The following is a 22,968-nucleotide window of genomic DNA, read 5'->3' on the forward strand; positions in this document are numbered from 1 at the left end:
CTGCTTGCCACCCGTTGGAGCCAGCCGGCACTGGCTGGCTAGCCCGTGATCCCCTGGATTCAGCTTGATTCAGCAAACACGCCTGACGGCGGACAGGAACTCCGGCTGAAGCGGCGCGGTCCCGAGTTCTCGATCATGCTCGGCGCGAACGAACTGATGAACAGCCGGCTCAGCGGTTCCGAGGAAGCGCTGGCCAGACTGTCCTGCGAAAGGATTGTCGGACGCCGGCAACCCAGAATCCTGATCGGTGGGCTCGGCATGGGCTTTACGCTGCGCGCCGCGCTTGCCGAGCTTGGTGCCGGTGCCGGCATCGTTGTCGCCGAGTTGGTACCCGCCGTCGTGGCGTGGGCGCGCGGCCCGATGGCCTCTGTGTTCGGTGGCTGTCTCGACGATCCGCGTGTGACTATTCGCGAGGCGGATGTCGGGCAGATCGTACGATCGGAAGCCTTGGCCTGGGATGCCATCCTGCTCGACGTCGACAATGGGCCGGAAGGGATTGTCCACAGGGCCAATGACGCTCTTTACAGTATAGCCGGCTTGAACAGCGCGAGAGCAGCGCTCAAGCCCGGCGGCGTACTGGCGGTCTGGTCACAGGGGCCCGACAGCGGCTTTACCCGCAGACTCAAGCAGGCGGGCTTCGCGGTCGAGGAAGTTGGGCTCCGCGCCAATGGCAAGCGCGGGGCACGCCACGTCATCTGGATCGCGACCAACGAGCAATAGGCCGAATTCTCTTTGCGAAGCTGTGAACATCGAAGAGCTCGAGACGGCAGCCTCGCCATCAGCCAATCGCCGGCCGCACGTTCTTCAATCCTCGTGCAGCACAAACTCCAGATAGAGATTACGCTGTAGCATCGAGTGGTTGTCGTCCGAGATCAGCGACACCATCAGTGCGCCGTCGTCGCGGGTCCAGACGTCGAGCCCTTCCATATTGTCGATCTGGTAGGCCATGTCGGCTTCCATCAGCACCGGCCCGTCGGCAACGGCGCCCTTCTCGACGCTTTCGCCATAGATGCGCCTCAGCCGCATCTTGACGCCGCCAGCCATCGAAAAGCTGCGCTCCAAAAGCAAGAGATCGCCGTCCGGCAGGAATGCGCCGTCGGTAATGTCGAAATTGCCGTTGCGCTTGACGGTGAAGACGCCCTTGTGCGGCCCTTCGATAACAGCCGCATAGATGTTGCCGGCCTTGTCGAGGCTCTTCTCCGATACCACGACCAGCCCGCCTTGGTGCTGGCCGTTAGGATGGGCGTGGGTGACGGTCTCAAAGCCGCGATTCCGGCGAAGCTCCCAGGCTGGAATCAGGAAATCCAATTGCTTGAACGGCGGCTCCATATCGTGCAGGTCGATCTTGAACTGGGAAACACGGTGGTTGCGCTCGAAGCCGACCGTGGCAATACCGCCCTTAACCGCAAGGCCTTCGGCGTCGACCTCCCATTTCTCGTCAATCTGGCCCGCCTTGTCGACCATCTGCTGCATGCGGAAATTCCGCATGCCCGATGGGCGCTTGTCCGCATCATGGGTAACCGTGCCGAAGAACCAGAAACCGGTGTCGGCGACGCCGATGAAATCACTGCCGGGCGCGAGGAAGCGAAACGCCGACAAAGCGCCGAAATCGCGTGACGGCGAGGTCATTTCCAGCCCGCCGACGAATTCGAGCGGACCGAACCGCTTTTCGTCACGGCCGATATGAAACCGGTCTATCAGCCGTTCCGAGATTTCGATCGGCTCGACCGAAACGCTGCCCGCGGCGATGCAAGGCGACAGGGCGATGCCGGCAACGAACAGCGTTGTGACGGCGAAAAGCGTCTGCCGAAAGCCGCCCCGCGAAAAAATCATCCGGCGCGCCGCATGCCGCCGCGTCGCGTGTCCCGCGTACTTTCCTCGCCAAACAGTGAGGCCAGTTGCTCGGTCATGGCGCCGGCCAGTTCCTCGGCATCGACGATGGTGACGGCGCGGCGATAGTAGCGGGTAACGTCATGGCCGATGCCGATGGCCAAAAGCTCGACCGGCGAGCGCGTCTCGATCAGTTCGATCACCGCGCGCAGATGCCGTTCGAGATAGTTGCCCGGATTAACCGACAGCGTCGAATCGTCGACCGGCGCGCCGTCCGAGATCATCATCAGGATCTTGCGCTGCTCCGGCCGGGCGATCAGGCGGTTGTGCGCCCACAGCAGCGCCTCGCCGTCGATATTCTCCTTGAGCAGGCCCTCGCGCATCATCAGCCCGAGATTGCGGCGCGCCCGCCGCCACGGATGGTCGGCGGATTTGTAGATGATGTGGCGCAGGTCGTTGAGCCGGCCGGGATTCGGCGGCTTGCCTTCCTTCAGCCATTTCTCGCGTGCTTGCCCGCCCTTCCAGGCGCGGGTGGTGAAGCCGAGGATCTCGACCGAGACGCCGCAGCGTTCCAGCGTGCGCGCCAGAATATCGGCGCAGGTGGCGGCGACCGTGATCGGCCGGCCGCGCATCGAGCCCGAATTGTCGAGCACCAGCGTCACCACCGTGTCGCGGAATTTGGTGTCACGTTCCTGCTTGAAGGACAGCGGCTGCATCGGATCGATGACGACGCGCACCAGCCGCGCCGGATCGAGATAACCCTCTTCAAGATCGAAATCCCAGGACCGGTTCTGCTGCGCCATCAGGCGGCGCTGCAGCCGGTTGGCCAGCCGGCCGACGACGCCGGAAAGGTTGGCAAGTTGCTTGTCGAGGAAAGCGCGCAGCCGATCTAATTCCTCTTCCTCGCACAGGTCCTCCGCACCCACCGTTTCGTCGAAGGCGGTGGTGAAGACCTTGTAGTCGATCTCCTTCGACAGATTGGTGAAGGGATTGTCGTTGCGGCGCGCCTCGCCGGGCGTCTCGGCATCGGCGTCGTCATCGTCGGACAGGTCGTCGGCTGTGGCATCCGATGCCTCCGTCTCGGCCGACTGCTCGTCGTCGGACGACGCCTCTGTGTCGTCGGACTGCGACTGCTCGGATCCGGAATCGTCCTCACCGCCCTCCTCGCTCTGCTCCTCGCCTTGCGGCTGGTTGTCGTCATTGTCCTCCGAGTCTTCCGTCTCCTGGTCGTCGCCGAGTTCCTCGGCCATTTCCATGGAAGCCAGCATCTCGCGCACGACACGGGCGAAGGCCTGCTGGTCGTCGAGCTTTGCCGACAGTCCGTCGAGATCGGCGCTGGCCTTCTCCTCGACCCACGGGCGCCAGAGGTCGACCAACCGCTCGCCGCTCTTCGGGACAGTGCGGCCGGTCAGCTTTTCACGCACCATCAAGGCTAGCGCTTCCTCGATCGGCGCGTCGGCCTTGTCCTTGACGTCGATGAGGTTAGCCTTGGCGTATTTGTCCTCGAGCATCGAGCCGATGTTGTCGGCGACGCCTTGCATGGCGCGGGAGCCGATCGCCTCGACGCGGGCCTGCTCGACCGCATCGTAGATGGCGCGGGCCTGCTTGCCTTCCGGCGCCAGCCGAGTGTGGATGCGCGTGTCGTGACAGGCGCGCTTCAACGCCATGGAATCGCCGAGCCCGCGGGTGATGGCGATATCGGCCTTCGACGCTTTTTTCGGCAGTTCAGGCAGCCGGGCGCGGCTGCCGGCAAGTGCCGGCCGGTCCTTGGCGAAACCGACTTCGAGGTCCTTATCGCCGGCAATCGCCCGCATACAGACGGTAACGGCGCGCTTGAAGCTGTCGGCCTCAGCCCCCGTCTTCGACTTATTGCGCGTATTGTCGCCCGGACCCGCCATCGATCATTCCTTGGAGCATGACCCCGAAAATCAGAATCGAGCCAAGCTTACCCCAGCACCACATTCGCCGCCGATTCCGGCAAATCTTCGCCGAAGGCGCGCTGGTAGAACTCGGCCACGAGCGAGCGTTCCAGCTCGTCGCACTTGTTGAGGAAGGTCAGCCGGAACGCCATGCCGATATCGCCGAAGATCTCGGCATTCTCGGCCCAGGTGATGACCGTGCGCGGGCTCATGACGGTCGAAAGGTCGCCGTTGATGAAGGCCGAACGCGTCATGTCGGCGACACGCACCATCTTATTGACGATCTCCTTGCCCTTGCCATCGCGATAGTGCTTGGCTTTGGCCAGGACGATGTTCACCTCATTGTCGTGCGGCAGATAATTCAGCGTGGTGACGATCGACCAGCGGTCCATCTGCGCCTGATTGATCTGCTGGGTGCCATGATAGAGGCCGGTGGTATCGCCCAGGCCAACCGTGTTGGCGGTGGAAAACAGCCGGAACGCCGGATGCGGGCGGATGACCCGGCTCTGGTCGAGCAGCGTCAGTCGACCGGACGACTCCAGCACGCGCTGGATGACGAACATCACGTCCGGACGGCCGGCATCGTACTCGTCGAAGCACAGCGCGACATTGTGCTGGTAGGCCCAGGGCAGGATGCCATCGCGGAATTCGGTGATCTGCAGGCCTTCCTTGACAACGATGGCGTCCTTGCCGACGAGGTCGATGCGGCTGACATGGCTGTCGAGATTGACGCGCACCATAGGCCAGTTGAGACGGGCGGCGACCTGCTCGATATGCGTCGACTTGCCGGTGCCGTGGTAGCCCGACACCATGACGCGGCGGTTGTAGGCGAAGCCGGCGAGGATCGCCATCGTTGTGTTCTTGTCGAACAGATAGTCGGGATCGATGTCGGGCACATGCTCGCTCGTCACCGAATAGGCCGGCACCACCATCTTGGACTCGAAGCCGAATTTCTCCTTCACCGACACGGTGCTGTCGGGCAGGTTGGCGATGTCGCGATCGACCTTGTTCATCACTGTCAACGTCTCCACAGGCGAAACGCCTGATTTCGCCGGCAATCGATTTTGTCCGGGGGCGGTCTTAGAGCCTTTTCCAACCTTATGAAAGTTGGAAAACGACACGAACCGAATGGTCGCTCAGCACAATCCTGCCTGCTTGAGCACGCGATAGGCCTGGAGCACATCGCGGAACCGGTCTTCCGAACCTCTGTCGCCGCCATTCGCATCCGGATGGTGGCGTTTCACCAGTTCCTTATAACGCGCCTTGATATCCTTGCCAGTCGCCTTTGTATCAAGGCCAAGCGTTTCCAGCGCCTTGGCCTCAAGCGGCTTAGCCTTGCGCTCACGCGCTTCGCGCGGATCCTTCGGGCCTTTGAACAGGTCGAACGGATCGCGCATGCGGTTGTAGTAGCCGGCGCGGCCGGAACGCTGCTGGGCGAAATCGGGCGAGGAGCGCGTCGAGGCGCCGTTGACGCCCATCTTCCATGTCGGCCGGTGGCCGGTCATCGCTTCCTTCTGGAAGCGGGCGATCTCGGTATCGGGGACACCGGAGAAATAATTGAAGCCCTTGTTGTACTCGCGCACATGATCGAAGCAGAACTGGAAATATTCGCCCTCCTTCATGCGCCCGACCGGCGCTCGATGGGTGCCGGCCTCCTTGCAACCGTCCCATTGGCAGATCGGCGAGCGCGACTTCAGCTCCGCATCCTTCTCCGGGCGGATGCGAATTTTTTCGAAATATTTGGGGTACGGTTTCATCTCACCCATTTATGGGCTGTTCGCTGGTGCGAAACAAGAATTGACATTTTTGCAATGATCGCCCTAACCGCTGAATCGCAGCATAAAGCGGGCGATCGGCGAATTTTGTCGCGGCGACGGTACCGCGCGTCCTTCCGGACGCGCAAAGGGCGCCGATTTTCGAGGGTCATGCGCCCGCCTTATGTGGTGAAGGGAAGTACGAATGTCCATACAGTCAACGATGGAAGGCAAGTTGAAGAAGGCGTTCTCGCCGGAGCGGCTGGTCATCATCAACGAAAGCCATCTGCATGCCGGCCATCACCATCAGGATTCCGACCATCACGGCACTTATGACGGCACCGGCGAGACGCATTTCCGCGTCCGCATCGTCTCCTCAGCCTTTGCCGGCATGAGCCGAATCGAGCGCCATCGCGCGGTCAACGCATTGCTGGCCGACGAGCTGAAGGCTGGTGTCCACGCGCTGGCGATCGAGCCGGCCGCGCCGGACGAAAAGACCAGGTGGTAGGCTTCAGCCGAGCGCCGCCTTCAGGAAAGTCATCACTGCACGGGTCAAGGTGTCGCCTTCGTCGCCGAAGTCGCGGTTGATCGACATGTGCGAATAAGCGCTGCCGTCGAACAGTGTCACCTCCGTTCCAGTCGCCCGCAGGCGCTCGGCGAAGGCCCGTGAGGCCGCCGCACGACCCGATGCGCGCGAATAGGCGATAAAGGTCGGCGGATGTTTGCGGCTCCCGACATGGGTGGCAGGCGACAGCGCGCGCCACTGCGCCGGGTCGGGAAAGGCCCGGGCATAGGCCGGTGTCATGCCGCCGCTCCTCGCAAGCGCCTCCAGATCATAGGCCCTGGTATCGTTCAGAACCAGCGCCGCGACGCCGGGCAGACCGCCGCGCAGCCCGGTCAGTGCGGCGAGATGGCTGCCGGCCGAATGGCCCATCACCGCTATCCGGTTCGGATCGCCGCCGTATCTGGCGATGTTGGTGCGCACGTAACGATATGCCTGCTCGACATCGTCGGCCTGGGTGGCGACATCAGCCTTAGGCAGCATCCGGTAGTCGATCGAGACGAAGCAGAAGCCATTGTCGAGCAGGAAGCCGGGCTTGACGTCGACGTTGGTGCGATTGCCGGCTCGCCAGGCACCGCCATGGATGAAAAGGACCACAGGCACGGAGCTAGCGCCAGCGCGCGCGTAGATGTCGAGCCTGGCCGGTCCGTAGTCGAAGATTTGCGGAGATGGCGAAAGCCGGCGCGACGCCGCCGAAGCGCTGGCCGGCAACAAAGCCATCGACATCAAAAGGAGGGTTCGCCGATCGATCACCGTCATCTCCAGACCGCCCAGTCGAAAAGTGCACGCCGGCGCGGCGAGCGTGCGGTCAAGGATGGGTTAGCTGCGACAGAACCTACCAGAACTAGATGTCACCGGCCGGCCTGATCCTCAGCCTTGCGATCCTGTTCTTGTCGCGCTTCATGACGACGAAGCGCTTGCCGTGAAAGGTGAACGCCTGCTTCTCGTCCGGGATCAATTGCGTCTCGTGGATGACGAGACCGGCAATGGTGGTGGCTTCTTCGTCCGGCAGGTCCCAGGCGAGCGCCCGGTTCAGGTCGCGGATCGACACAGTGCCGTCGACGACGACGGAGCCGTCGGCTTCCTGCTTGACGCCCTGCACGTCGATATCGTGCTCGTCGGCGATCTCGCCGACGATTTCCTCGATGATGTCCTCCAGCGTCACCAGCCCCTCGACCTCGCCATACTCGTCGACGACGACTGCGAAATGCGCCTTACGACGCAGAAAGGCGTTGAGCTGTTCCTGCAGTGTCGTGGTATCGGGCACGAACCACGGTTTTGAAGCGATCTTCATCACGTCGATCTTGGAAAAGTCGTTGCCGACATCGTTCAGCGCGCGCAGCAGGTCCTTGGCATGCAGCACGCCGACGATGTTGTCGAGCGAGCCCTTCCACAAGGGCATGCGGGTATGCGGGCTCTGCAGGATCTCGCGCACCACCGCTTCCGGCGGATTGTCGGCATTGACCGAGCGCATGTTGGTGCGGTGGACCATGACATCGGAGACTTCGAGCTCGTCGAGATCGGACAAGCGGCCGATGCGGGCGCGATCCACGTGCACCACCTGGCCGTCGCGCCAAGAATCGTTGACGGCACCGCGCGCTTCATCATGATTCGAATGCTGCGGCCCGATGCGCTGCAGCTCATAGCCGAAGGCGGCGAGCAGGCGCGCGCGAAACGCGAAAGCGAGCAGGCCGAGCCCAGCAAGGACAGCAGCAACGATCCAGCCGGCCTCGTTCATCCCGGGCGGCCTCTTTGCTGACCCGGGCGGCTCTTCTGCTGACCCGGGCGGCCTTCCTGCTGACCCGGATGGTTATCCCTGAGAAACGACAGAATTTCCGAGGCCGGCACATCCCTGGCGATGAAGGCCTGGCCGATGCCGCGCGTCAGGATGAAAGTCAGCGCGCCGCGCGAGACCTTCTTGTCCTGGGTGATGAAGGCAAGGAGGGCCTCGGCATCAGGCAATTCACCCGGAATATCGGCCATGCACCAAGGCAGGCCAACGGCGCGAAGATGCGCCTCGACGCGCGCCGCATCGTCGGGGCTTGCCAGGTTGAGGCGTGACGAAAAGCGATAAGCCAGCGCCATGCCGATGGCGACTCCCTCGCCGTGGACGAGACGCGCGCTGTCATATTGGGTGGCGGCCTCGAGCGCATGGCCGAACGTGTGGCCGAGATTGAGCAGCGCGCGGTCGCCGGTCTCGAACTCGTCGCGGGCGACGACATCGGCCTTGGCGCGGCAGGCTTCAGCGATGGCCTCGGCCCGCTCCGGGCCGCCGGCGAACACTTTGCCCCAGTTTTCCTCCAGCCAGGCGAAGAAGTCGGGGCGATCGATGAGCCCGTACTTGGCGAGTTCGGCGTAACCCGCCCGGAATTCCCGGATCGGCAGCGTATCGAGCACCTCGGTGTCGGCCAGCACCAGTTTCGGCTGATGGAAGACGCCGACGAGGTTCTTGCCGCGCGCACTGTTGATGCCGGTCTTGCCGCCGACGGAGGAGTCGACTTGCGCCAGCAGCGAAGTCGGGATCTGCACAAAATTCATGCCGCGGCGCACGATGCCGGCGGCAAATCCGGCCAGATCGCCGATGACACCGCCACCGAGCGCGATGACGACATCGCCGCGTTCCAGTCTTGCGGCGAGCACGCCGTCCACCACCTCTTCGAGATGCGCGAAACTCTTGGTCTTTTCCCCAGCCGGCAACGTGATCACGGCGGGCTGGATGCCGCCCTTTTCAAGGCCGGCCTTCAACGTCTCGAGGTGTGCTGCGGCGACATTGACGTCGGTGACCACCGCGGCGCGCGTGCCGGGCAGGCGGCGCGAAATCTCGCTGCCGGCGCGCAAAAGCAGGCCGGAGCCGATCAATATGTCATAGGCGCGATCGCCGAGCCCGACTTTGACGGTGACTGTCGTGTTAGGGCTCACGACCGCACCTCGCCTGTCGCGGCCGCAACGCCGAAATACCCGCAAAGCGCATTCACGACCTCGGCCGCGATGACCTCCTTGCGATCGTCGCGGGTCGGCACGGTGACATCGGCGACTGCGTAGACCGGATAGCGCTCAGCCATCAACCGCTCGATCACGGCGCGGGGGTCGGCGCTTTTCAGGAGCGGCCGGTTCTGCTTCTTGGAAACGCGGTCCATCAAGAGGTCGATCTCGGCCTTCAGCCATACCGACACGCCATGGCCGGCAATGGCCTCCCGCGTCTGCGCACTCATGAAGGCGCCGCCGCCCGTCGACAGCACCTGCGGACCATGTTCCAGCACGCGCAGGATGACCCGCTGCTCCAGCGCCCGGAATTCGGTCTCGCCATAGCGTTCGAACAATTCAGGGACGCTCATGCGCGACACGCTTTCGATCTCCTGATCGCTGTCGATGAAAGGCAGTCCCAGGATCCCCGCCACCTTGCGGCCGATCGCCGTCTTGCCGGCGCCCATAAGGCCGACAAAGACGATGGAACGGTTGCCCAGCCGGCCGAGCAGCGCGGCATGGCTCTCATCGGGAGGATTTGCGGGTAGTACGTTCATGACACCATGATGTTCCTAAGCAGGTTCCGCCAAGTGTCCTACGGTTTGGCGACAAGAACTGCGACAAGCCAAAGAATCTAAGCAGGCATTCGAGGGCCAGCCCACGAATGCCTGCTTAGGCCCTCTTTGCCGGCGTATCGACATCAAAAGCCTGATTGCGTCAAGCGTGGCGGCGCCGAGCGTCGTCCGAGCTTCGCCCTTGAATTGGCCGGATTGGCGTCTCATAAGGGCACAGGGTTTGGAAACGCAGAACAAGAAGACGGACGAAGATTGATGCCGACACTGTTCCGCTTTGTCGTGACGCTCACGATTCTGGCCGGCATTGTCTATGGCACGATGTTCGCTCTGGCGATGTTCGTCGAGCCGAGAAAGACCGAAATGAGCGTACGCATTCCTCCCGAAAAGCTGAACCCCAAGAAAAACTGACCCAAAAGAGAAAAACTGACCCAAAAGAAATGAATAGCGCGGCCCGCATCGAAGCCTTTTTGGAAATGATGAGTGCCGAGCGCGGCGCTGCCGAAAACACGCTTTCCAGCTATCGCCGCGACCTCGAAGACGCTTCGGCCGAGATCGACGGCGGGCTCGCGGGTGCCGCCGCCGCCGATATCCGCGGCTATCTCGACGAGATCGCGGCGCGCGGTTTTGCTGCCACCTCGCAGGCACGCAAACTGTCGGCGATCCGCCAGTTCTTCAAGTTCCTCTATGCAGAAGGCCTGCGCGGCGACGACCCGACCGGAACCTTGGACAGTCCGAAGAAGGGCCGGCCGCTGCCGAAGACGATGAGCGAGGCCGACACCGGCCGGCTGATCGACCGTGCAGCGCAGGAGGCAGCTGACGCCTCGCTGAACGATGGCGACAACCTGGCGGCGCTGCGCCTGCATGCGCTGGTCGAGGTGCTCTACGCCACCGGCCTGCGCGTTTCCGAACTGGTCGGCCTGCCGGTCACGGTGGCGCTGCGCGACGATCGTTTCTTCATGGTGCGCGGCAAGGGTGACAAGGAACGCATGGTGCCGCTGTCGGCAAAGGCGCGCATGGCAATGCGGGCCTGGCTCGCTGCCCGGGCAACGGTGCCGGCTTTCGCAGATGGCCCGTTCCTTTTTCCAGCAGCAAGCGACAGCGGCTATCTCTCCAGGCAGGTTTTCGCCCGCGACCTGAAGGGCCTTGCCGCGCGCGCCGGCATCGCCTCGGCGAAAATATCGCCGCATGTGCTGCGCCATGCTTTCGCCAGCCATCTCCTGCAGAACGGCGCCGATCTCAGGGCCGTGCAGCAGTTGCTTGGCCATGCCGATATTTCAACGACGCAGATTTACACGCATGTGCTGGAGGAGCGGCTGGTGCGGCTGGTCAACGATCATCATCCGCTTGCCGACTAGACGTCATATCGCTATGTGAGGACGACGTTCCACCGCCCGGCGCCTCTATTTCCCAGGTTCCGTCAGTCATTGCCTCCCGGCTTATCGGTCCGCTCAAGAATGTACAATTACCTCGATTTCGAAAAGCCGGTTGCCGATCTCGAAGGCAAGATTGTCGAGCTGAAGAAGCTCGCCGAGAATGGCGAGGCGGTCGATGTCGGCGATGAGATCAGCCGTCTCGAGAAACGCGTGCGTGACGCATTGCGCGACACTTATAGGGCGCTGACCCCGTGGCAGAAGGTGCAGGTGGCGCGCCATCCGGACAGACCGCATTGCGTCGACTACATAAAGGGCCTGTTCAACGATTTCACGCCGCTTGCCGGCGACCGCAATTTCGGCGAGGACCAGGCGATCGTCGGCGGCTTCGCCCGCTTCCGCGGCGAGCCGGTGGCGATCATCGGCCAGGAAAAGGGTTCGGACACGGCCAGCCGGCTGAAGCATAATTTCGGCTCGGTACGGCCGGAGGGATACCGCAAGGCGGTGCGGCTGATGGAACTCGCCGATCGCTTCAACATCCCGTTGCTGACGCTGGTCGACACGGCCGGCGCCTATCCCGGCGTCAATGCCGAGGAGCGCGGCCAGGCCGAAGCCATCGCCCGCTCGACCTCGGCCTGTCTCGGCCTGAAGGTGCCGTCTATCTCGGTGGTCATCGGCGAAGGCGGCTCGGGCGGTGCCATCGCGATCGCCACCGCCAACCGCGTCTACATGCTCGAGCATGCCATCTATTCGGTGATCTCGCCGGAGGGCGCCGCCTCGATCCTGTGGCGCGACACCACCCGCTCGAAGGATGCAGCGACCAACATGAAGATCACCGCCCAGGATCTGCTGGAGCTGAAGATCATCGACGCCATCATTGCCGAACCGCTCGGCGGCGCCCATCGTGGCCCGGAAACGGTGATTGCCGCCACCGGCGACCTCATCGCGAAGACGATGAAGGAGTTCTCCGGCGCCAACACCGATTTTCGCGAGCAGCGCCGCGAAAAATACCTGGCTATGGGGCGAAACCTTTAGCGCGAGATGGGTGTCGGCGCCGCAATGTGGCAAGATTGAGCGCTTCCGCCACAAAAATGCCGCGGCATTCGGTTCAATCAAATTGCTGTAAGGGGATGCGTCCGGCGCTTGCGGTAAGGAATTTTCAAGGTTAACGGGCTTAGGGTTGGGCCTGACGGCGCTGATGCCTGCGGTCCGAAAGAAAAGACATAGCCATATCCATGTTTGCCAAGCTTGCCCGCACCGGACTTCTGATTGCCGCGATAGGCGTCGCCGGCTGCAATGATTCTTCGATGAAGGATTTTGCCCCCCACGCCAATAAGCCGCTGCCCGACAAGATCCTGGCCAGCATGAACGCCAAGGGCATGACCCGCACCTCGCCGGTGATGGCCCGCATCTTCAAGGAAGAGGGCAAGCTCGAAATCTGGAAGGCCAAGACCAACGGCCGCTACGACTTGGTCGCCAGCTACGACATCTGCAAATGGTCGGGCAAGCTGGGGCCCAAATTCACCGAAGGCGACCGCCAGGCGCCGGAAGGCTTCTATACGGTCCGTCCGGCGCAGATGAATCCGCGGTCGAGCTACCACCTCGCCTTCAACATCGGCTACCCCAATGCCTACGACCGCGCCAATGGCCGCACCGGTTCCCATCTGATGGTCCATGGCGCCTGCTCGTCGTCGGGCTGCTATTCGATGACCGACGCACAGATCGAGCAAATCTACGCCTTCGGCCGCGACGCTTTCCAGGGCGGCCAGACCGAGTTCCAGATCCAGGCCTTTCCATTCCGCATGACCGCCGCCAACATGGCGCGCTATCGCAAAGATCCGAACTACGAATTCTGGAAGATGCTGAAGGTCGGCTACGACAATTTCGAGATCACCAAAGTGCCGCCGAAGGTTGATGTCTGCGAGAAGCGCTATGTCTTCAACCAGGTCGCGGCTGACGGCGCGACCTTCGATCCGGCCGGCGCCTGCCCCGCGACCACGCAGCCGGATTCGCTGAAGAGCGCCTTCAATGCCTATCAGAGCACCTACGAAGCGGCTTTTAACGGCGCGGTCAAGGCTAGCGTGCCGGCGCCCAAGCCGACCATCGCCGGGATCAAGGAAGCCAGCATCGTCTCCGAGTGGTCGAAGAAGCGCGCTCGTGGCGAACGCGTGCCAATCGAGCCGCCCTCGCTCAACGCCGACGGCTCGTTGACGGCGACGGCACGCATGGGCCGCATCGATTCGCCGGCGGGCCGCAAGATGGCCGCGCTCGACGCGGAGAAGGCCGCCAAGCAGAAAGCCGAGGAGCAAAGGCTCGCCGCGATAGAAGCAGCCAAGGCCGAGAAAGAGGCAGCTAAGGCTCAGGCTCTGGCTGAAGAGGAAGCGGTCCGGGCCGCAGCCGAAGCGCCTGTCGCCACTGCAACCGTCGTGCCCTCCGAGGCCGCTGCGGCAATCGAAACGCAGGCGGCGAGTGCCGACGAAAGCACGACGACAAGGCTGAAGAAGAGGCTGCTCGGCATGTTCGGCGGCTGAGGTTCATGCTTGAACAAGAAGATGGGGGCCAAGAAGACAGGCCCTCAACCAGCCCCGCCGCCGTCTACGATCTCAAAGGCCTGAACTGCCCGTTGCCCGTGCTCAAGGCAAAAAAGCGGTTGGCAACAATGCAGCCGGGCAGCCGCCTGTGGCTTGAAACCACTGATCCCCTCGCCGTCATCGACATTCCCGCCTTCTGCACCGAGAGCGGCCATCGATTAATCGAAACGGCAGCGATATCAGGCGGCCATCGCTTCCTCGTCGAGCGCGGCGGTGGCTGCGTCTCAACTTAGCTCGTTCTGGCGAAAACGCCTGAGCGGCATAATCTCCCCCTCGAGGGGGAGATGCCAAGTTTTGGCAAAGAGGGCAGGCCAGAGGGGGTTGCCGCGCGTGAGGCGCCAAGCTTTTCTTTCGTCCTACGGGGCGCCGCGCCAGCCGAGGCGACCCCCTCTGTCGCCTTCGGCGACATCTCCCCCTCAAGGAGGGAGATTGGCAGCTGCACCGACGCCGCCAGCTCCGGAACGTTTGCAATTCCGTTAGAGGGCAGTGCGGCGTTCGAAAATTGAAGCTACCGCCCGGCGATGGCCAGCGGGTTGTTTTCCAGCGCTGCGCGGTCCGGTGTGTCGATCGACGGCCGGCTGGTCACGGCGGCAAACAGCCGGCGGACGTAGTCTTCCGTCATGTCGAGCGTGATCAGCACCAGCCTTGTGCCGCGTTGACCGTCCGGCCAGGACGGCAGCCGCGCCGGCGGATGCAGAATCTTCTGTACGCCGTGGACGACCAGCGGCCGCGACGGGTCTTCCAGCAATTCGATGACGCCCTTCATGCGCAACAGGCGCTCGCCATGCGCCGATCGCAACAGGTCAAAGAACATCTCGATCGCCGAAAACGGCACCGGCCCTTCATGAACCAACGAGTAGGAGCGAACGCGGGAATCGTGCCGATGGTCGTGATCGTGCTCATGGTCGCCGTGGTCATGATCGCCATGGTGATCATGGGCGGCTTTCTCGCCCAGCCAGCGCCGCACGTCGGCGGACTTGGTGGCCGGGTTGTAGAGGCCGCAATCAAACAGCGCCGCCGCTACATCGGTCCTTCTGTCACCCACATCGAGCAACTCGGCACCCGGATTGATCTGCCGCAGCCGGGCCCGCAAGGCCCCGACGTCGCGCGGATCGGTGGCCAGATCGGCTTTCGTCAGCACGATGCGGTCGGCGACGGCCACCTGCTTCACCGCCTCGACATGGGCGTCGAGCGTCGCATTGCCATTGACCGCATCGACCAATGTGATGACGCCGTCGAGCCGGAAGGCCTGGACCAGCGCCGGATGCGCCATGATCGACTGCAGCACCGGCGCCGGATCGGCGAGGCCGGTGGTTTCGATGATGACGCGGGCAAGCCGGGCGATGCGGCCGGTCTGCAGCCGGTCGACGAGATCGGCCAGCGTGTCGACCAGTTCGCCGCGCACCGTGCAGCAGAGACAGCCGTCGGAAAGCTGGATGATGCCGTCTGAGGCCTGTTCGACCAGGAGATGGTCGATCGCCACCTCGCCGAACTCGTTGATGATGACCGCGGTGTCGGCGAGCGCGGGATCTCTGAGCAGCCGGTTGAGCAGCGTCGTCTTGCCGGCGCCGAGAAAACCGGTCAGCACCGAGACGGGAATGGGAAAGCCGCTGCTCATCAGGCTAGTTCAAGGCTTTGGCGGGTGGGTTGCCCTGGGCCGCGGTGGCGGAACCGATCACTGTCGGCTCGGCGCCGGGCGGCGGCGGCAGGTCGGGCCGCCAGCTCGGCAGCGGCACGTCGGCATATTCCCGGCCCGATACATCGAGCATGGCCTTCGGCTTCGGCCCGGTGGCGCCGCCAAGGCCGACGGCGACCAATGTCGGCACATGGTCGAGCTTTTCCCGATAGGGAGATTTTGGCGCATTCTTATCGCCGACGGGGACAGCTTCCGACTGCTCCTTAGCCGGCTTTTTCCTGCAAATCTCGTCATTCAGGTCGTTAACCGATGTGGTGTCGCCATAGGAAGGCAGCGCCGCCACCGTCAACCAGCCCGTTGTCGGCGTGGCAAAGCCGTGGTCGAGCAGCCTGGCGACGGTCTCGGCGCGAGTGACGGCCGACTTCTCGCCAAGCACCACCGCCACCAGCGTGCGGCCGTCGCGTGTTGCCGAACCAATCATGTTGAAGCCCGAGGGACAGACGAAACCGGTCTTCATGCCGTCGGCGCCGGGATAGCGGCCGATCAGAAGATTGTAGTTCGGGATCTGCTTCTTGCCGACGGCCAGACCCTCGATCGAGAACCATGGGGCATATTGCGGAAATTCCGTGCGGATCGCCATCACCAGCAAGCCGAGGTCGCGCGCCGTCGTATACTGGTCCGGCGAAAAGAGCCCGTTCGGGTTGACGAAATGCGTTCCGGTCATGCCGAGCCGGCGCGCCTCGGTGTTCATGCGTTCGGCGAAAACGGCCTGCGAACCGCCGATGTTCTCGCCGATGGCCATGGCGACGTCGTTGGCCGATTTGACCAGCATCATTTTCAGCGCGTTGTCGAGCCGCATGACCGAGCCCGGCTTGAAGCCCATCTTGCTCGGCGGCTCGCCGGCGGAACGCTTCGTGACCTTGATCGGCGAATCGAGCTGGACCTCGCCGGCCGCGATCGCGCGGAACGTCACATAGGCGGTCATCAGCTTGGTCAGCGAGGCAGGATACCAGCGCTTGAAAGCCTCCTGGTGCTGGAGGATCTTGCCATTGCCCAGTTCGAACACGATCGTCGGATTGGCGAGAGCCGGTCCGGCCAGCACCGGAAGCGCCACGGCGCCCGCGAGCAATAGTTTGAGGAAATGCCTGTACCGCATGGTGGAATCCGAAATCGCCTCTTGCCGCAGTCGCCTCTGGCTCCGTAAGATTTGTTACGCGATCGCCAGCATGGTGATCCGGTCCCTCTATCCGGATCGCAATCTTGCGGTGCTATTTAGCCTATGTGACGTCAAGATGGCAAAGTGCCTGAATGACAATTGTAAAACAGCAGGCACAATTGCAAAGCAGCAGGCAGAACCCGTCTGCTCCAACAGCGAGATGGAACCATCATGCCGATCCTGAACCGCGCCGCCGAAATGCAAGACGAGGTCGCCGGCTGGCGCCGCCATCTGCACCAGACGCCAGAGCTGAATTTCGACGTCTTCAAGACCGCCGCCTTCGTCACCGACAAGCTGAAGGCCTTCGGTTGCGACGACGTGGTGACCGGGCTCGGCAAGACCGGTGTCGTCGGCATCATCCGCGGCCGCTTGGGCGAAGGCACGACCATCGGCCTGCGCGCCGACATGGACGCGCTGCCGCTCAACGAGATCACCGGAAGACCCTACGCCTCGACCATTCCGGGCAAGATGCACGCCTGCGGCCATGACGGCCACACCGCGATGCTGCTCGGCGCTGCCAAATATCTGGCCGAGACGCGCAATTTCGCCGGCTCCCTCGCGGTGATCTTCCAGCCGGCCGAAGAAGGCGGCGGCGGCGGCAACGAGATGGTCAAGGACGGCATGATGGAGCGCTTCGGCATCTCCAAGGTGTTCGGCATGCACAACATGCCGGGCCTGCCGGTCGGGCAATTCGCCATCAAGCCGGGCCCGATCATGGCGGCGACCGCCGAATTCACCATCACCGTCAAGGGCCGAGGCGGGCATGCGGCGATGCCGCATGGCACGGTCGACCCGATCGTCATCACCAGCCAGCTCGTCGGCGCTCTGCAGACGATCGCCTCGCGCAGCACCGATCCGGTCGAGGCTGTCGTGGTGTCGGTGACGAAATTCCACGCCGGCGACGCCTACAATGTCATTCCCGAGAGCGCCGAGATCGCCGGCACCGTGCGCACGCTGAAGAAGGAGGTCGCCAGGAAGGCTGAGGAGCGCGTGCGCGCCATCTGCGAGGGCGTGGGCGCGGCCTTCGGCGCAACGATCGAGGTGGATTACAATGCCAATTATCCCGTCACCTTCAATCATCCGGAAGAGACGGTCTTTGCCAGCGACGTCGCCGCTGATGTCGCCGGCGAGGCGCATGTGCATCGCGCCATCCAGCCGGTGATGGGCGGCGAGGATTTCTCCTACATGCTGGAATCGCGGCCGGGCGCCTTCATCTTCATCGGCAATGGCGACACCGCCGGTCTCCACAATCCTGCCTACGACTTCAACGACGAAGTCATTCCGCACGGCATGAGCTATTGGGTCAAGCTCGCGGAGACGGCGCTGGCCGCCTAATGCATACAAAGCGTACCCTCGGGCTTGCCCCCGAGGGTACGCAGCCAACGCGACGCCGATACCTCTATCATGGGCGGTCATGTAGGGTGGAGGGGAGCCGCAACCGCTGGGACTCTTTTCGAAATCAGTGGCTGGCGCCTGGACCGCTATGGTCCGCTCTTCGGATCCTCGACCTCCAGCGCCTCCATGACGGGCGCCAGATCACTCTCTTCGACCGGATCGGCCTGCTGCTGTTCGCCAGTCCGGGCCTTGTCCAGAGCTTTCTCAATCGCCTCTTCAATGTCGCCGATCTCGTCTTCGCGTACCTCGTGACCATAGCCGGCCGCGTCGGCATCTTGTTCGAATTGCTGAGCCAAGACCGCCACGCTCACCTCGCTTTCAGCGGGCAGGTTACCGACGTTCTCCTGGAGCCAGGTTTCAAAGAACTCTTTCGTAGCACTCATGCGGCATCTCCTTCGGCACACTAAAGCGCAGTGGAGGTCTGAAGTTCCGTTATCCCCAGCTCATCTTTGCGATCCACCTCGCAACCGGCCGATTGCATCGAGCCTGCCTCTTGGCGAAACGGTCCGAAGCGGTTATGTGTCGGGCCGCGTGGTCCCGTAGCTCAGTAGGATAGAGCGGCAGATTCCTAATCTGTAGGTCACAGGTTCGATTCCTGTCGGGATCACCATCAAAATCAGTAGCTTGGTGATCATTTGGGCGGCGGCCATGTCGCGCCATGTTGCAATTCGCTACCGTTGATTTCCAAGGGTTTCCTGCGACTATCGGCGGATCCACGCGACATGGCCGCGACATGGGGGAGGCTATGGGACGTTTTTTACCGGCAAACAGGTAATCAGTGATGAATTCGAGATATTGCTGCAAGCTCACGATGGCGAGAAGGTCGTCATGATCGCGGCCGGGCATGTGGGCGCGGTATTATCGGCGTTGGGCCGAGGGCACCCTTGCCAGCATCGATGCCGGCCTCGTCGAGTTGATGCCATCTTTGGCGCGATTCGTGCCGCCGGCGAAAGGTCGAGGCGGTGAGGATCGAAGAGGTTCTGGAGAACTGGCGCTAGTCGAAGGCTCGAGGAAGACACGACCATGAGAACCATTTTTCGGGACAACGGGCTTACGATCGTCTTGGTGGCGATGTTCCTGTTCAGCACCGTCGGCATGATCTGGTCAGGCCGTTCTGCCTACAACCAAGACCTTCGTGAGCATGGCTCGGCAGCGATCGGGTTGTTGGCTTATTTGAAAAGCGGCAACTTCCTCTCGGCGCTATTCGAAAACTGGGAAAGCGAATTCCTGCAGATGTCGGCCTATGTCATGCTAACAGCGATGCTGTTTCAGCGCGGCTCGGCCGAGTCGCGTGATCCCGATGATCCCGACCGGCCCAAGGACGAACTTCCGACCGCCACCCGCAGGCGCAATCCGATCCTGTCGTGGCTCTATTCCTACTCGCTTGGCATAGCGCTGGCCCTGCTGTTCATCATCTCCTTTGGCTTGCACTGGTGGGCGAGCCTGACTGCTGCGAACGAGGAAGCGCTGCTGCACGGCGGCAAGGTTCAATCGATAGAAAGCTATCTTCTCGACGCCCAGCTATGGTTCGAGTCGTTTCAGAACTGGCAGTCGGAGTTCCTGTCGACCGCGGTCCTGGTCGTCCTGTCGATTTTCCTGCGCCACAAGGGCTCCCCGGAATCGAAGCCTGCTGACGCGTCAAATTCCGAAACCGGCGCATAAGTCCCCGCGTGCAGCTAACGATCGCTATGCGTCCGCAATCAGGCGGTACCGAAAACGGTCGCGAATGTGGTCGCTAAAGAAGCGGCCTTTTACGAAGGCGTTTCGGAAGGCCGCATAGGTCTCCGGCGGAACAGCCTCGTAGTCATAACGTTTGCCGCTCGCCACGAACCACACCGAGGGAACCTTGGTCAGCGGATCGTACTCGGTTTTTGCGGATTGAGGTTGATGGCATGATGTCGGCGCTCTATACGAGCGCCATCGGCATGTAGCGGATGATCACCGTGTCCTGCCGGAACCGCCGTTCGAGCTCGGCGCGCCGTCTGCGCCCGGTAGGTCGATCTCCTCCACCATCACTTCGAAGATGACGAGATCATCTTTGCTGGCTGCTTGCCATCCTGCCACTGACCTTCCGCGGGCGCCTGCAGGTAGGCCGTAACGCCTTCGAAACAGCTGGCCAGGTCTTCCTTCACACGGTCGAAATCCTCCCGGCCAAACGGCCGGCCGGTGTTGTCCGCGCGGGGAAGCAGGATCTGGACGAGGTGCATGGCGACCGCTCGATGAAAAGCGGTCAACGATTGCAAAGACAACGCGTTCCTTTGCTTGGCCGGGCGATTGACCTATGCGGACGGCATCGGTGCATTCGTCCCCGAGACTGAGGGGCGAGCGATTTGCGCCGTCCACCTAGCGCATCAAACCCGCCGCCCGAAGGGCATCCTCGATGATCTTCTTCACGCCTGGCTGGCCCGGTTCCGTGTGACGCGGGAACTGATGGAGGGCAGCCAAATGTGGGGGCTTCGTCTTCGCATTTTCCATAGCTGGCGCCGGTGACTGGGGTAGTGGCCGTTGGCTGGCGGGCACTTGCGGCCTTGATTTCCGGGAGGCGCTTTCCTCCGTTGCCGCGATCCCCCAGAACTGCGCGATCTCGCGTGTGGAGGCGATGCCGACATCAATCATATAAGGTCCCGGAGCGCCCAGGCCGTTGCCGAGCGGCGTGCCGTGGCCCATCCCGGCGATCATGTTGATTTCGATCAAGGCCTCTCCCGCGCCGTTACGCCAGACCTGTTTTGCGTGCGGTCCGGCAGCTTCCACGCGCGTCGGTGCTTTTTCAAGCCGGTGGACGCCTCGCCATTGGCCTGCGATCGCTTCCGCGTTGGAAGGCGAAACCGTGTGGTCAGCGGCACCGTGCCAAATCGAAATCCTCGGCCACGGTCCCCGATGATCCGATGCGCGGCGGAGCGCCCGTTGCAGATCCTGTTCCGATGGACCGCCATGGCCGCGCATGCGATCGAACGCCTCCGGGATTGTCGTTGCGCTGCCGTAGGGCAGGCCGGCAATTAACGCACCGCCGCCAAACACTTCCGGATAGGTCGCCAGCATGGCCGCCGCCATTGCGCCTCCGGCCGAGAGGCCGGTGATGAAGATTCGCCTTCGGTCGAGACCGTGGGTGACGACCATCGTCTCGATCATCTGGCGAATCGAAAGCGCCTCGCCCGAACCACGCTTGGTGTCGCCAGGCTGGAACCAGTTGAAACAGAGGTTCGGATTGTTGCCGCGTTGCTGTTCGGGAAAGAGCAGCGCGAAGCCAGCCTCGTCGGCGAGTTGGGACCAGCCGGAATGATGGTTATAGCCGGCCGCGTTCTGTGTGCAGCCATGCAGCACGACGACGAGCGGGGCACCCTTGGATAGGTGATTGGCAACGTAGAACTTCGCTCCCAACCCGCCGGGATTGGTACCGAAGTCGGCCAGCGTCTGGAGATGGTCCGACGCGCCGAGGTCGGCGGTATGCGTGGCATGTCGCGCCCGCAGCGCGGCGAGGCGGGCGAGGGTATCGGAGATTTTTCGCACTGGAGCCGTCCCTGTTGTAACCGCCCGGAAGGCGGCAATCTGTGCAACGCACACGCAGCAATATCGTTGCTGCACTGCACAATAACAAGAGAGCTGGGGGAGATGGAGTCCGGCCGACCTCTGCGCCGGCCTGAGTAGACGTCTTCAGCCTCGACTAGCTGTGGGATAGAGCGCGTCTTCTTCGTCGTCGCGCTGCTTGCCGCCTAACGCTGCCGCTGCGCTGGCGATGCCGGCCGAGGAGCATCGTATATCCGTTGGCGAAACTTCCGAAATTGTCGGCCCGAATATGGCCGGCAGAAACGGAGACGGCGATGTGATCAGCACGCTGCAAGACTTGTCGGCATTGGCCCGCGGCGCACGCGCCGCCCTCTACGCATGCAGGCACAGGCACGCGCCGGCTGGATCATTGATCAACTACCTTTAGTCTGGGTCGTATTCGGGGGCACCTCGTCGAGCAGGGTCGTTTCATCCGAGCCGTGCGTCGGCTCAACTGGGGGTATTTCCCCATTCGGGGTCATCTGATTGACCGCATCAGGCAGATCTCGCGTGATCCTGGCAATGAGCTCCTCTCGCGAAAGACCGGTCTGCATAGAAAGAGACGTGAGCGTATCCTCGTCTATGGCCATCTCCACCTCGCGTGGCTCGATTGGCTGGTTCGGCCCAGTGCTCACCCAAGAGTCTACCTTCGATCCCGAGCCCACATTTCTAAAGCGTTCGAGGATGTCGCCGAGAGCAGTGCCCGACACACCTTTGGACAGTTGATCGACGATTCCACCTTGCGGATTGTTCGGATCGCGCTCTCGTGCGCGACGGATCATGTCTCCGATCTTGTCGCGGTTCTGGTAAGCTAGAACCCCAAGGATCGCGATCGCTAATTTTCCCAGATTTGCCATTGGTTCCTCCTCGTTCAGATGGAGAAGGGCTCGGCCTCGCAAAAGTTCCGCGAACGATGATCTAATATTGTGCAGGACGCACGCTGCAATTTGCGGTTTCCAACTATCGCTTTGAAGGAACTTGGCTTTCGTCGTCGATTGAGCAAACTGCAAAACGGTGGTTTGCAGTTTGCACACCACCTGGGAACAGCAACATGCCGACCGCAATCGCGTATTATCGGGTTTCCAAACAGCGGCAAGGACGCTCGGGCTTGGGCATTGAGGCCCAGCGTGCTGCAGTCGCCCGCTTTGCCGAGGCCGAGGGAATGATCATCCTCCAGGAGTTCACCGAGATCGAAACCGGAAAGGGCGCGGATGCTCGGAACGGACCAAGGCCGCCCTCGCCCCTTACAAGACCACTGGAATGAAGCTCGGTAATCCGACCAATACAGCGGAAGCTGCAGCGAGAGGTCGAAAGATCTCAATCCGGGAGGCTGAAAGATTTGCCCAGACCGTGCTGCCATCATCGCGCCCATTCAGCACTCTGGCATAATCAGCCTGCGTGGCTCGGCAATCGCTCTGAACAACCGCGGGATGCGAACAGCGCGCAATGGCCAATGGCAGGTATCGAACGTCCGCAATCTGCTCTTGCGAACTTCCGCGACCCCTTAAGACATCGAGTTCTGCTTTTATAGGCGGGAAATTGATCAGTTGGGTGATCATTCGTAGTCGCCCATCGTGTCACCAGCGAGGCGTCGGCTCACGGGCGGCGTCGTA

26 protein-coding genes and 1 tRNA gene are annotated in these 22,968 nt (G+C 62.4%); 11 read left to right on the forward strand and 16 right to left on the reverse strand.

Going from position 1 to position 22,968, the window contains the following annotated elements:
* Positions 1–45 precede the first annotated feature (45 nt).
* Positions 46–720 carry a hypothetical protein gene (locus tag EOA78_RS23890; protein ID WP_127317272.1) on the forward strand — a complete coding sequence of 225 codons (675 nt, stop codon included), beginning with the start codon at positions 46–48 and terminating at the stop codon, positions 718–720.
* Positions 721–804: 84 nt separating this feature from the next.
* On the opposite strand, the gene EOA78_RS23895 is transcribed toward EOA78_RS23890, so the two are convergent.
* The 4 genes from EOA78_RS23895 to EOA78_RS23910 all read right to left on the reverse strand — a co-directional run bounded on the left by EOA78_RS23895 (position 805) and on the right by EOA78_RS23910 (position 5,515).
* On the reverse strand, positions 805–1,833 hold the full coding sequence (locus tag EOA78_RS23895; RefSeq protein WP_127317273.1) for an esterase-like activity of phytase family protein: 1,029 nt from the start codon (positions 1,831–1,833) through the stop codon (positions 805–807).
* On the reverse strand, positions 1,830–3,728 hold the full coding sequence (gene cobT, locus EOA78_RS23900) for a cobaltochelatase subunit CobT (protein WP_127317274.1): 1,899 nt from the start codon (positions 3,726–3,728) through the stop codon (positions 1,830–1,832). Before cobT ends, EOA78_RS23895 begins: the two co-directional genes overlap by 4 nt.
* Before the next feature lie 47 nt (positions 3,729–3,775).
* Positions 3,776–4,762, reverse strand: a complete 987-nt coding sequence (cobS, locus tag EOA78_RS23905) for a cobaltochelatase subunit CobS (protein ID WP_127317275.1) — start codon at positions 4,760–4,762, stop codon at positions 3,776–3,778.
* 123 nt (positions 4,763–4,885) lie between these two features.
* Positions 4,886–5,515 carry a J domain-containing protein gene (locus EOA78_RS23910; protein WP_036262308.1) on the reverse strand — a complete coding sequence of 210 codons (630 nt, stop codon included), beginning with the start codon at positions 5,513–5,515 and terminating at the stop codon, positions 4,886–4,888.
* Between the two features lie 193 nt (positions 5,516–5,708).
* Here EOA78_RS23910 and EOA78_RS23915 point away from each other — a divergent pair, with 193 nt between their 5' ends.
* Entirely contained in the window at positions 5,709–6,011 is a 303-nt protein-coding gene (locus EOA78_RS23915; protein ID WP_077372975.1) for a BolA family protein, read from the forward strand.
* Positions 6,012–6,014: 3 nt separating this feature from the next.
* Here EOA78_RS23915 and EOA78_RS23920 read toward each other — a convergent pair whose 3' ends face one another.
* From EOA78_RS23920 to EOA78_RS23935, 4 genes are all read right to left on the reverse strand, one after another.
* The gene (locus EOA78_RS23920; protein ID WP_127317276.1) at positions 6,015–6,818 is read right to left on the reverse strand and encodes an alpha/beta hydrolase; all 804 of its coding nucleotides are present in this window, start codon (positions 6,816–6,818) and stop codon (positions 6,015–6,017) included.
* Positions 6,819–6,909: 91 nt separating this feature from the next.
* Positions 6,910–7,803 carry a transporter associated domain-containing protein gene (locus tag EOA78_RS23925; protein ID WP_127317277.1) on the reverse strand — a complete coding sequence of 298 codons (894 nt, stop codon included), beginning with the start codon at positions 7,801–7,803 and terminating at the stop codon, positions 6,910–6,912.
* Positions 7,800–8,984, reverse strand: a complete 1,185-nt coding sequence (aroB, locus tag EOA78_RS23930; RefSeq protein WP_127317278.1) for a 3-dehydroquinate synthase — start codon at positions 8,982–8,984, stop codon at positions 7,800–7,802. Before aroB ends, EOA78_RS23925 begins: the two co-directional genes overlap by 4 nt.
* Positions 8,981–9,586: a shikimate kinase gene (locus EOA78_RS23935; protein ID WP_127317279.1), complete on the reverse strand. Its 606-nt coding sequence runs from the start codon at positions 9,584–9,586 to the stop codon at positions 8,981–8,983. Before EOA78_RS23935 ends, aroB begins: the two co-directional genes overlap by 4 nt.
* A gap of 273 nt (positions 9,587–9,859) precedes the next feature.
* Between EOA78_RS23935 and EOA78_RS23940 the strand changes: the two genes are divergently transcribed.
* The 5 genes from EOA78_RS23940 to EOA78_RS23960 all read left to right on the forward strand — a co-directional run bounded on the left by EOA78_RS23940 (position 9,860) and on the right by EOA78_RS23960 (position 13,798).
* Entirely contained in the window at positions 9,860–10,012 is a 153-nt protein-coding gene (locus EOA78_RS23940) for a hypothetical protein (protein WP_029348640.1), read from the forward strand.
* Positions 10,013–10,041: 29 nt separating this feature from the next.
* The gene (locus EOA78_RS23945; protein ID WP_127317280.1) at positions 10,042–10,959 is read left to right on the forward strand and encodes a site-specific tyrosine recombinase XerD; all 918 of its coding nucleotides are present in this window, start codon (positions 10,042–10,044) and stop codon (positions 10,957–10,959) included.
* Positions 10,960–11,058: 99 nt separating this feature from the next.
* Complete coding sequence (locus EOA78_RS23950; RefSeq protein ID WP_065007391.1) at positions 11,059–12,009, forward strand: acetyl-CoA carboxylase carboxyltransferase subunit alpha; 951 nt, start codon at positions 11,059–11,061, stop codon at positions 12,007–12,009.
* Between the two features lie 200 nt (positions 12,010–12,209).
* Positions 12,210–13,505, forward strand: coding sequence for a murein L,D-transpeptidase family protein (locus EOA78_RS23955; RefSeq protein ID WP_127317281.1), 1,296 nt, complete (start codon positions 12,210–12,212; stop codon positions 13,503–13,505).
* A gap of 5 nt (positions 13,506–13,510) precedes the next feature.
* Complete coding sequence (locus EOA78_RS23960) at positions 13,511–13,798, forward strand: sulfurtransferase TusA family protein (RefSeq protein ID WP_127317282.1); 288 nt, start codon at positions 13,511–13,513, stop codon at positions 13,796–13,798.
* Between the two features lie 275 nt (positions 13,799–14,073).
* On the opposite strand, the gene EOA78_RS23965 is transcribed toward EOA78_RS23960, so the two are convergent.
* Together EOA78_RS23965 and EOA78_RS23970 are read right to left on the reverse strand one after the other, a co-directional pair.
* Positions 14,074–15,183, reverse strand: coding sequence for a GTP-binding protein (locus EOA78_RS23965; protein WP_127317283.1), 1,110 nt, complete (start codon positions 15,181–15,183; stop codon positions 14,074–14,076).
* Positions 15,184–15,187: 4 nt separating this feature from the next.
* Positions 15,188–16,357: a D-alanyl-D-alanine carboxypeptidase family protein gene (locus EOA78_RS23970; protein WP_127317284.1), complete on the reverse strand. Its 1,170-nt coding sequence runs from the start codon at positions 16,355–16,357 to the stop codon at positions 15,188–15,190.
* A 231-nt stretch (positions 16,358–16,588) separates the two neighbouring features.
* Here EOA78_RS23970 and EOA78_RS23975 point away from each other — a divergent pair, with 231 nt between their 5' ends.
* The gene (locus EOA78_RS23975) at positions 16,589–17,752 is read left to right on the forward strand and encodes a M20 aminoacylase family protein (protein ID WP_127317285.1); all 1,164 of its coding nucleotides are present in this window, start codon (positions 16,589–16,591) and stop codon (positions 17,750–17,752) included.
* Between the two features lie 146 nt (positions 17,753–17,898).
* Here the strand turns inward: EOA78_RS23975 and EOA78_RS23980 are convergent, their stop codons facing one another.
* Entirely contained in the window at positions 17,899–18,195 is a 297-nt protein-coding gene (locus EOA78_RS23980) for a DUF768 domain-containing protein (protein ID WP_127317286.1), read from the reverse strand.
* A gap of 150 nt (positions 18,196–18,345) precedes the next feature.
* Here EOA78_RS23980 and EOA78_RS23985 point away from each other — a divergent pair.
* Positions 18,346–18,422: transfer RNA gene (locus EOA78_RS23985), tRNA-Arg, on the forward strand.
* Positions 18,423–18,835: 413 nt separating this feature from the next.
* Positions 18,836–19,474, forward strand: coding sequence for a DUF6766 family protein (locus EOA78_RS23990; protein ID WP_127317287.1), 639 nt, complete (start codon positions 18,836–18,838; stop codon positions 19,472–19,474).
* Between the two features lie 24 nt (positions 19,475–19,498).
* Here EOA78_RS23990 and EOA78_RS23995 read toward each other — a convergent pair whose 3' ends face one another.
* The 4 genes from EOA78_RS23995 to EOA78_RS24010 all read right to left on the reverse strand — a co-directional run bounded on the left by EOA78_RS23995 (position 19,499) and on the right by EOA78_RS24010 (position 22,212).
* Positions 19,499–19,648, reverse strand: coding sequence for a KTSC domain-containing protein (locus tag EOA78_RS23995; RefSeq protein ID WP_348628502.1), 150 nt, complete (start codon positions 19,646–19,648; stop codon positions 19,499–19,501).
* Between the two features lie 176 nt (positions 19,649–19,824).
* Entirely contained in the window at positions 19,825–20,019 is a 195-nt protein-coding gene (locus tag EOA78_RS37205; RefSeq protein WP_245477698.1) for a hypothetical protein, read from the reverse strand.
* A 136-nt stretch (positions 20,020–20,155) separates the two neighbouring features.
* Entirely contained in the window at positions 20,156–21,319 is a 1,164-nt protein-coding gene (locus EOA78_RS24005; protein WP_127317288.1) for a PHB depolymerase family esterase, read from the reverse strand.
* A 410-nt stretch (positions 21,320–21,729) separates the two neighbouring features.
* Positions 21,730–22,212 (reverse strand): YidB family protein, encoded by a 483-nt coding sequence (locus EOA78_RS24010; protein WP_127317289.1) that lies wholly within the window; start codon positions 22,210–22,212, stop codon positions 21,730–21,732.
* 194 nt (positions 22,213–22,406) lie between these two features.
* Here EOA78_RS24010 and EOA78_RS37210 point away from each other — a divergent pair, with 194 nt between their 5' ends.
* On the forward strand, positions 22,407–22,619 hold the full coding sequence (locus tag EOA78_RS37210) for a recombinase family protein (RefSeq protein ID WP_127317290.1): 213 nt from the start codon (positions 22,407–22,409) through the stop codon (positions 22,617–22,619).
* On the opposite strand, the gene EOA78_RS37215 is transcribed toward EOA78_RS37210, so the two are convergent.
* Positions 22,600–22,914, reverse strand: a complete 315-nt coding sequence (locus EOA78_RS37215; protein ID WP_245477705.1) for a hypothetical protein — start codon at positions 22,912–22,914, stop codon at positions 22,600–22,602. The two genes, EOA78_RS37210 and EOA78_RS37215, sit on opposite strands and share 20 nt — an antisense overlap.
* Between the last annotated feature and the right edge of the window lie 54 nt (positions 22,915–22,968).

Source organism: Mesorhizobium sp. M5C.F.Cr.IN.023.01.1.1, assembly GCF_003997585.1.
GTDB lineage: Bacteria > Pseudomonadota > Alphaproteobacteria > Rhizobiales > Rhizobiaceae > Mesorhizobium > Mesorhizobium wenxiniae.

What these genes read in the sequence shown, in the direction of transcription:
- EOA78_RS23895 (WP_127317273.1), bottom strand. Translation starts at nt 1,833, where the DNA reads ATGATTTTTTCGCGGGGCGGCTTTCGGCAGACGCTTTTCGCCGTCACA.
- cobT (WP_127317274.1), bottom strand. Translation starts at nt 3,728, where the DNA reads ATGGCGGGTCCGGGCGACAATACGCGCAATAAGTCGAAGACGGGGGCT.
- cobS (WP_127317275.1), bottom strand. Translation starts at nt 4,762, where the DNA reads ATGAACAAGGTCGATCGCGACATCGCCAACCTGCCCGACAGCACCGTG.
- EOA78_RS23910 (WP_036262308.1), bottom strand. Translation starts at nt 5,515, where the DNA reads ATGGGTGAGATGAAACCGTACCCCAAATATTTCGAAAAAATTCGCATC.
- EOA78_RS23915 (WP_077372975.1), top strand. Translation starts at nt 5,709, where the DNA reads ATGTCCATACAGTCAACGATGGAAGGCAAGTTGAAGAAGGCGTTCTCG.
- EOA78_RS23925 (WP_127317277.1), bottom strand. Translation starts at nt 7,803, where the DNA reads ATGAACGAGGCCGGCTGGATCGTTGCTGCTGTCCTTGCTGGGCTCGGC.
- EOA78_RS23935 (WP_127317279.1), bottom strand. Translation starts at nt 9,586, where the DNA reads ATGAACGTACTACCCGCAAATCCTCCCGATGAGAGCCATGCCGCGCTG.
- EOA78_RS23940 (WP_029348640.1), top strand. Translation starts at nt 9,860, where the DNA reads ATGCCGACACTGTTCCGCTTTGTCGTGACGCTCACGATTCTGGCCGGC.
- EOA78_RS23945 (WP_127317280.1), top strand. Translation starts at nt 10,042, where the DNA reads ATGAATAGCGCGGCCCGCATCGAAGCCTTTTTGGAAATGATGAGTGCC.
- EOA78_RS23950 (WP_065007391.1), top strand. Translation starts at nt 11,059, where the DNA reads ATGTACAATTACCTCGATTTCGAAAAGCCGGTTGCCGATCTCGAAGGC.
- EOA78_RS23955 (WP_127317281.1), top strand. Translation starts at nt 12,210, where the DNA reads ATGTTTGCCAAGCTTGCCCGCACCGGACTTCTGATTGCCGCGATAGGC.
- EOA78_RS23960 (WP_127317282.1), top strand. Translation starts at nt 13,511, where the DNA reads ATGCTTGAACAAGAAGATGGGGGCCAAGAAGACAGGCCCTCAACCAGC.
- EOA78_RS23965 (WP_127317283.1), bottom strand. Translation starts at nt 15,183, where the DNA reads ATGAGCAGCGGCTTTCCCATTCCCGTCTCGGTGCTGACCGGTTTTCTC.
- EOA78_RS23970 (WP_127317284.1), bottom strand. Translation starts at nt 16,357, where the DNA reads ATGCGGTACAGGCATTTCCTCAAACTATTGCTCGCGGGCGCCGTGGCG.
- EOA78_RS23975 (WP_127317285.1), top strand. Translation starts at nt 16,589, where the DNA reads ATGCCGATCCTGAACCGCGCCGCCGAAATGCAAGACGAGGTCGCCGGC.
- EOA78_RS23980 (WP_127317286.1), bottom strand. Translation starts at nt 18,195, where the DNA reads ATGAGTGCTACGAAAGAGTTCTTTGAAACCTGGCTCCAGGAGAACGTC.
- EOA78_RS23990 (WP_127317287.1), top strand. Translation starts at nt 18,836, where the DNA reads ATGAGAACCATTTTTCGGGACAACGGGCTTACGATCGTCTTGGTGGCG.
- EOA78_RS37205 (WP_245477698.1), bottom strand. Translation starts at nt 20,019, where the DNA reads ATGCACCTCGTCCAGATCCTGCTTCCCCGCGCGGACAACACCGGCCGG.
- EOA78_RS24010 (WP_127317289.1), bottom strand. Translation starts at nt 22,212, where the DNA reads ATGGCAAATCTGGGAAAATTAGCGATCGCGATCCTTGGGGTTCTAGCT.
- EOA78_RS37210 (WP_127317290.1), top strand. Translation starts at nt 22,407, where the DNA reads ATGCCGACCGCAATCGCGTATTATCGGGTTTCCAAACAGCGGCAAGGA.
- EOA78_RS37215 (WP_245477705.1), bottom strand. Translation starts at nt 22,914, where the DNA reads ATGATCACCCAACTGATCAATTTCCCGCCTATAAAAGCAGAACTCGAT.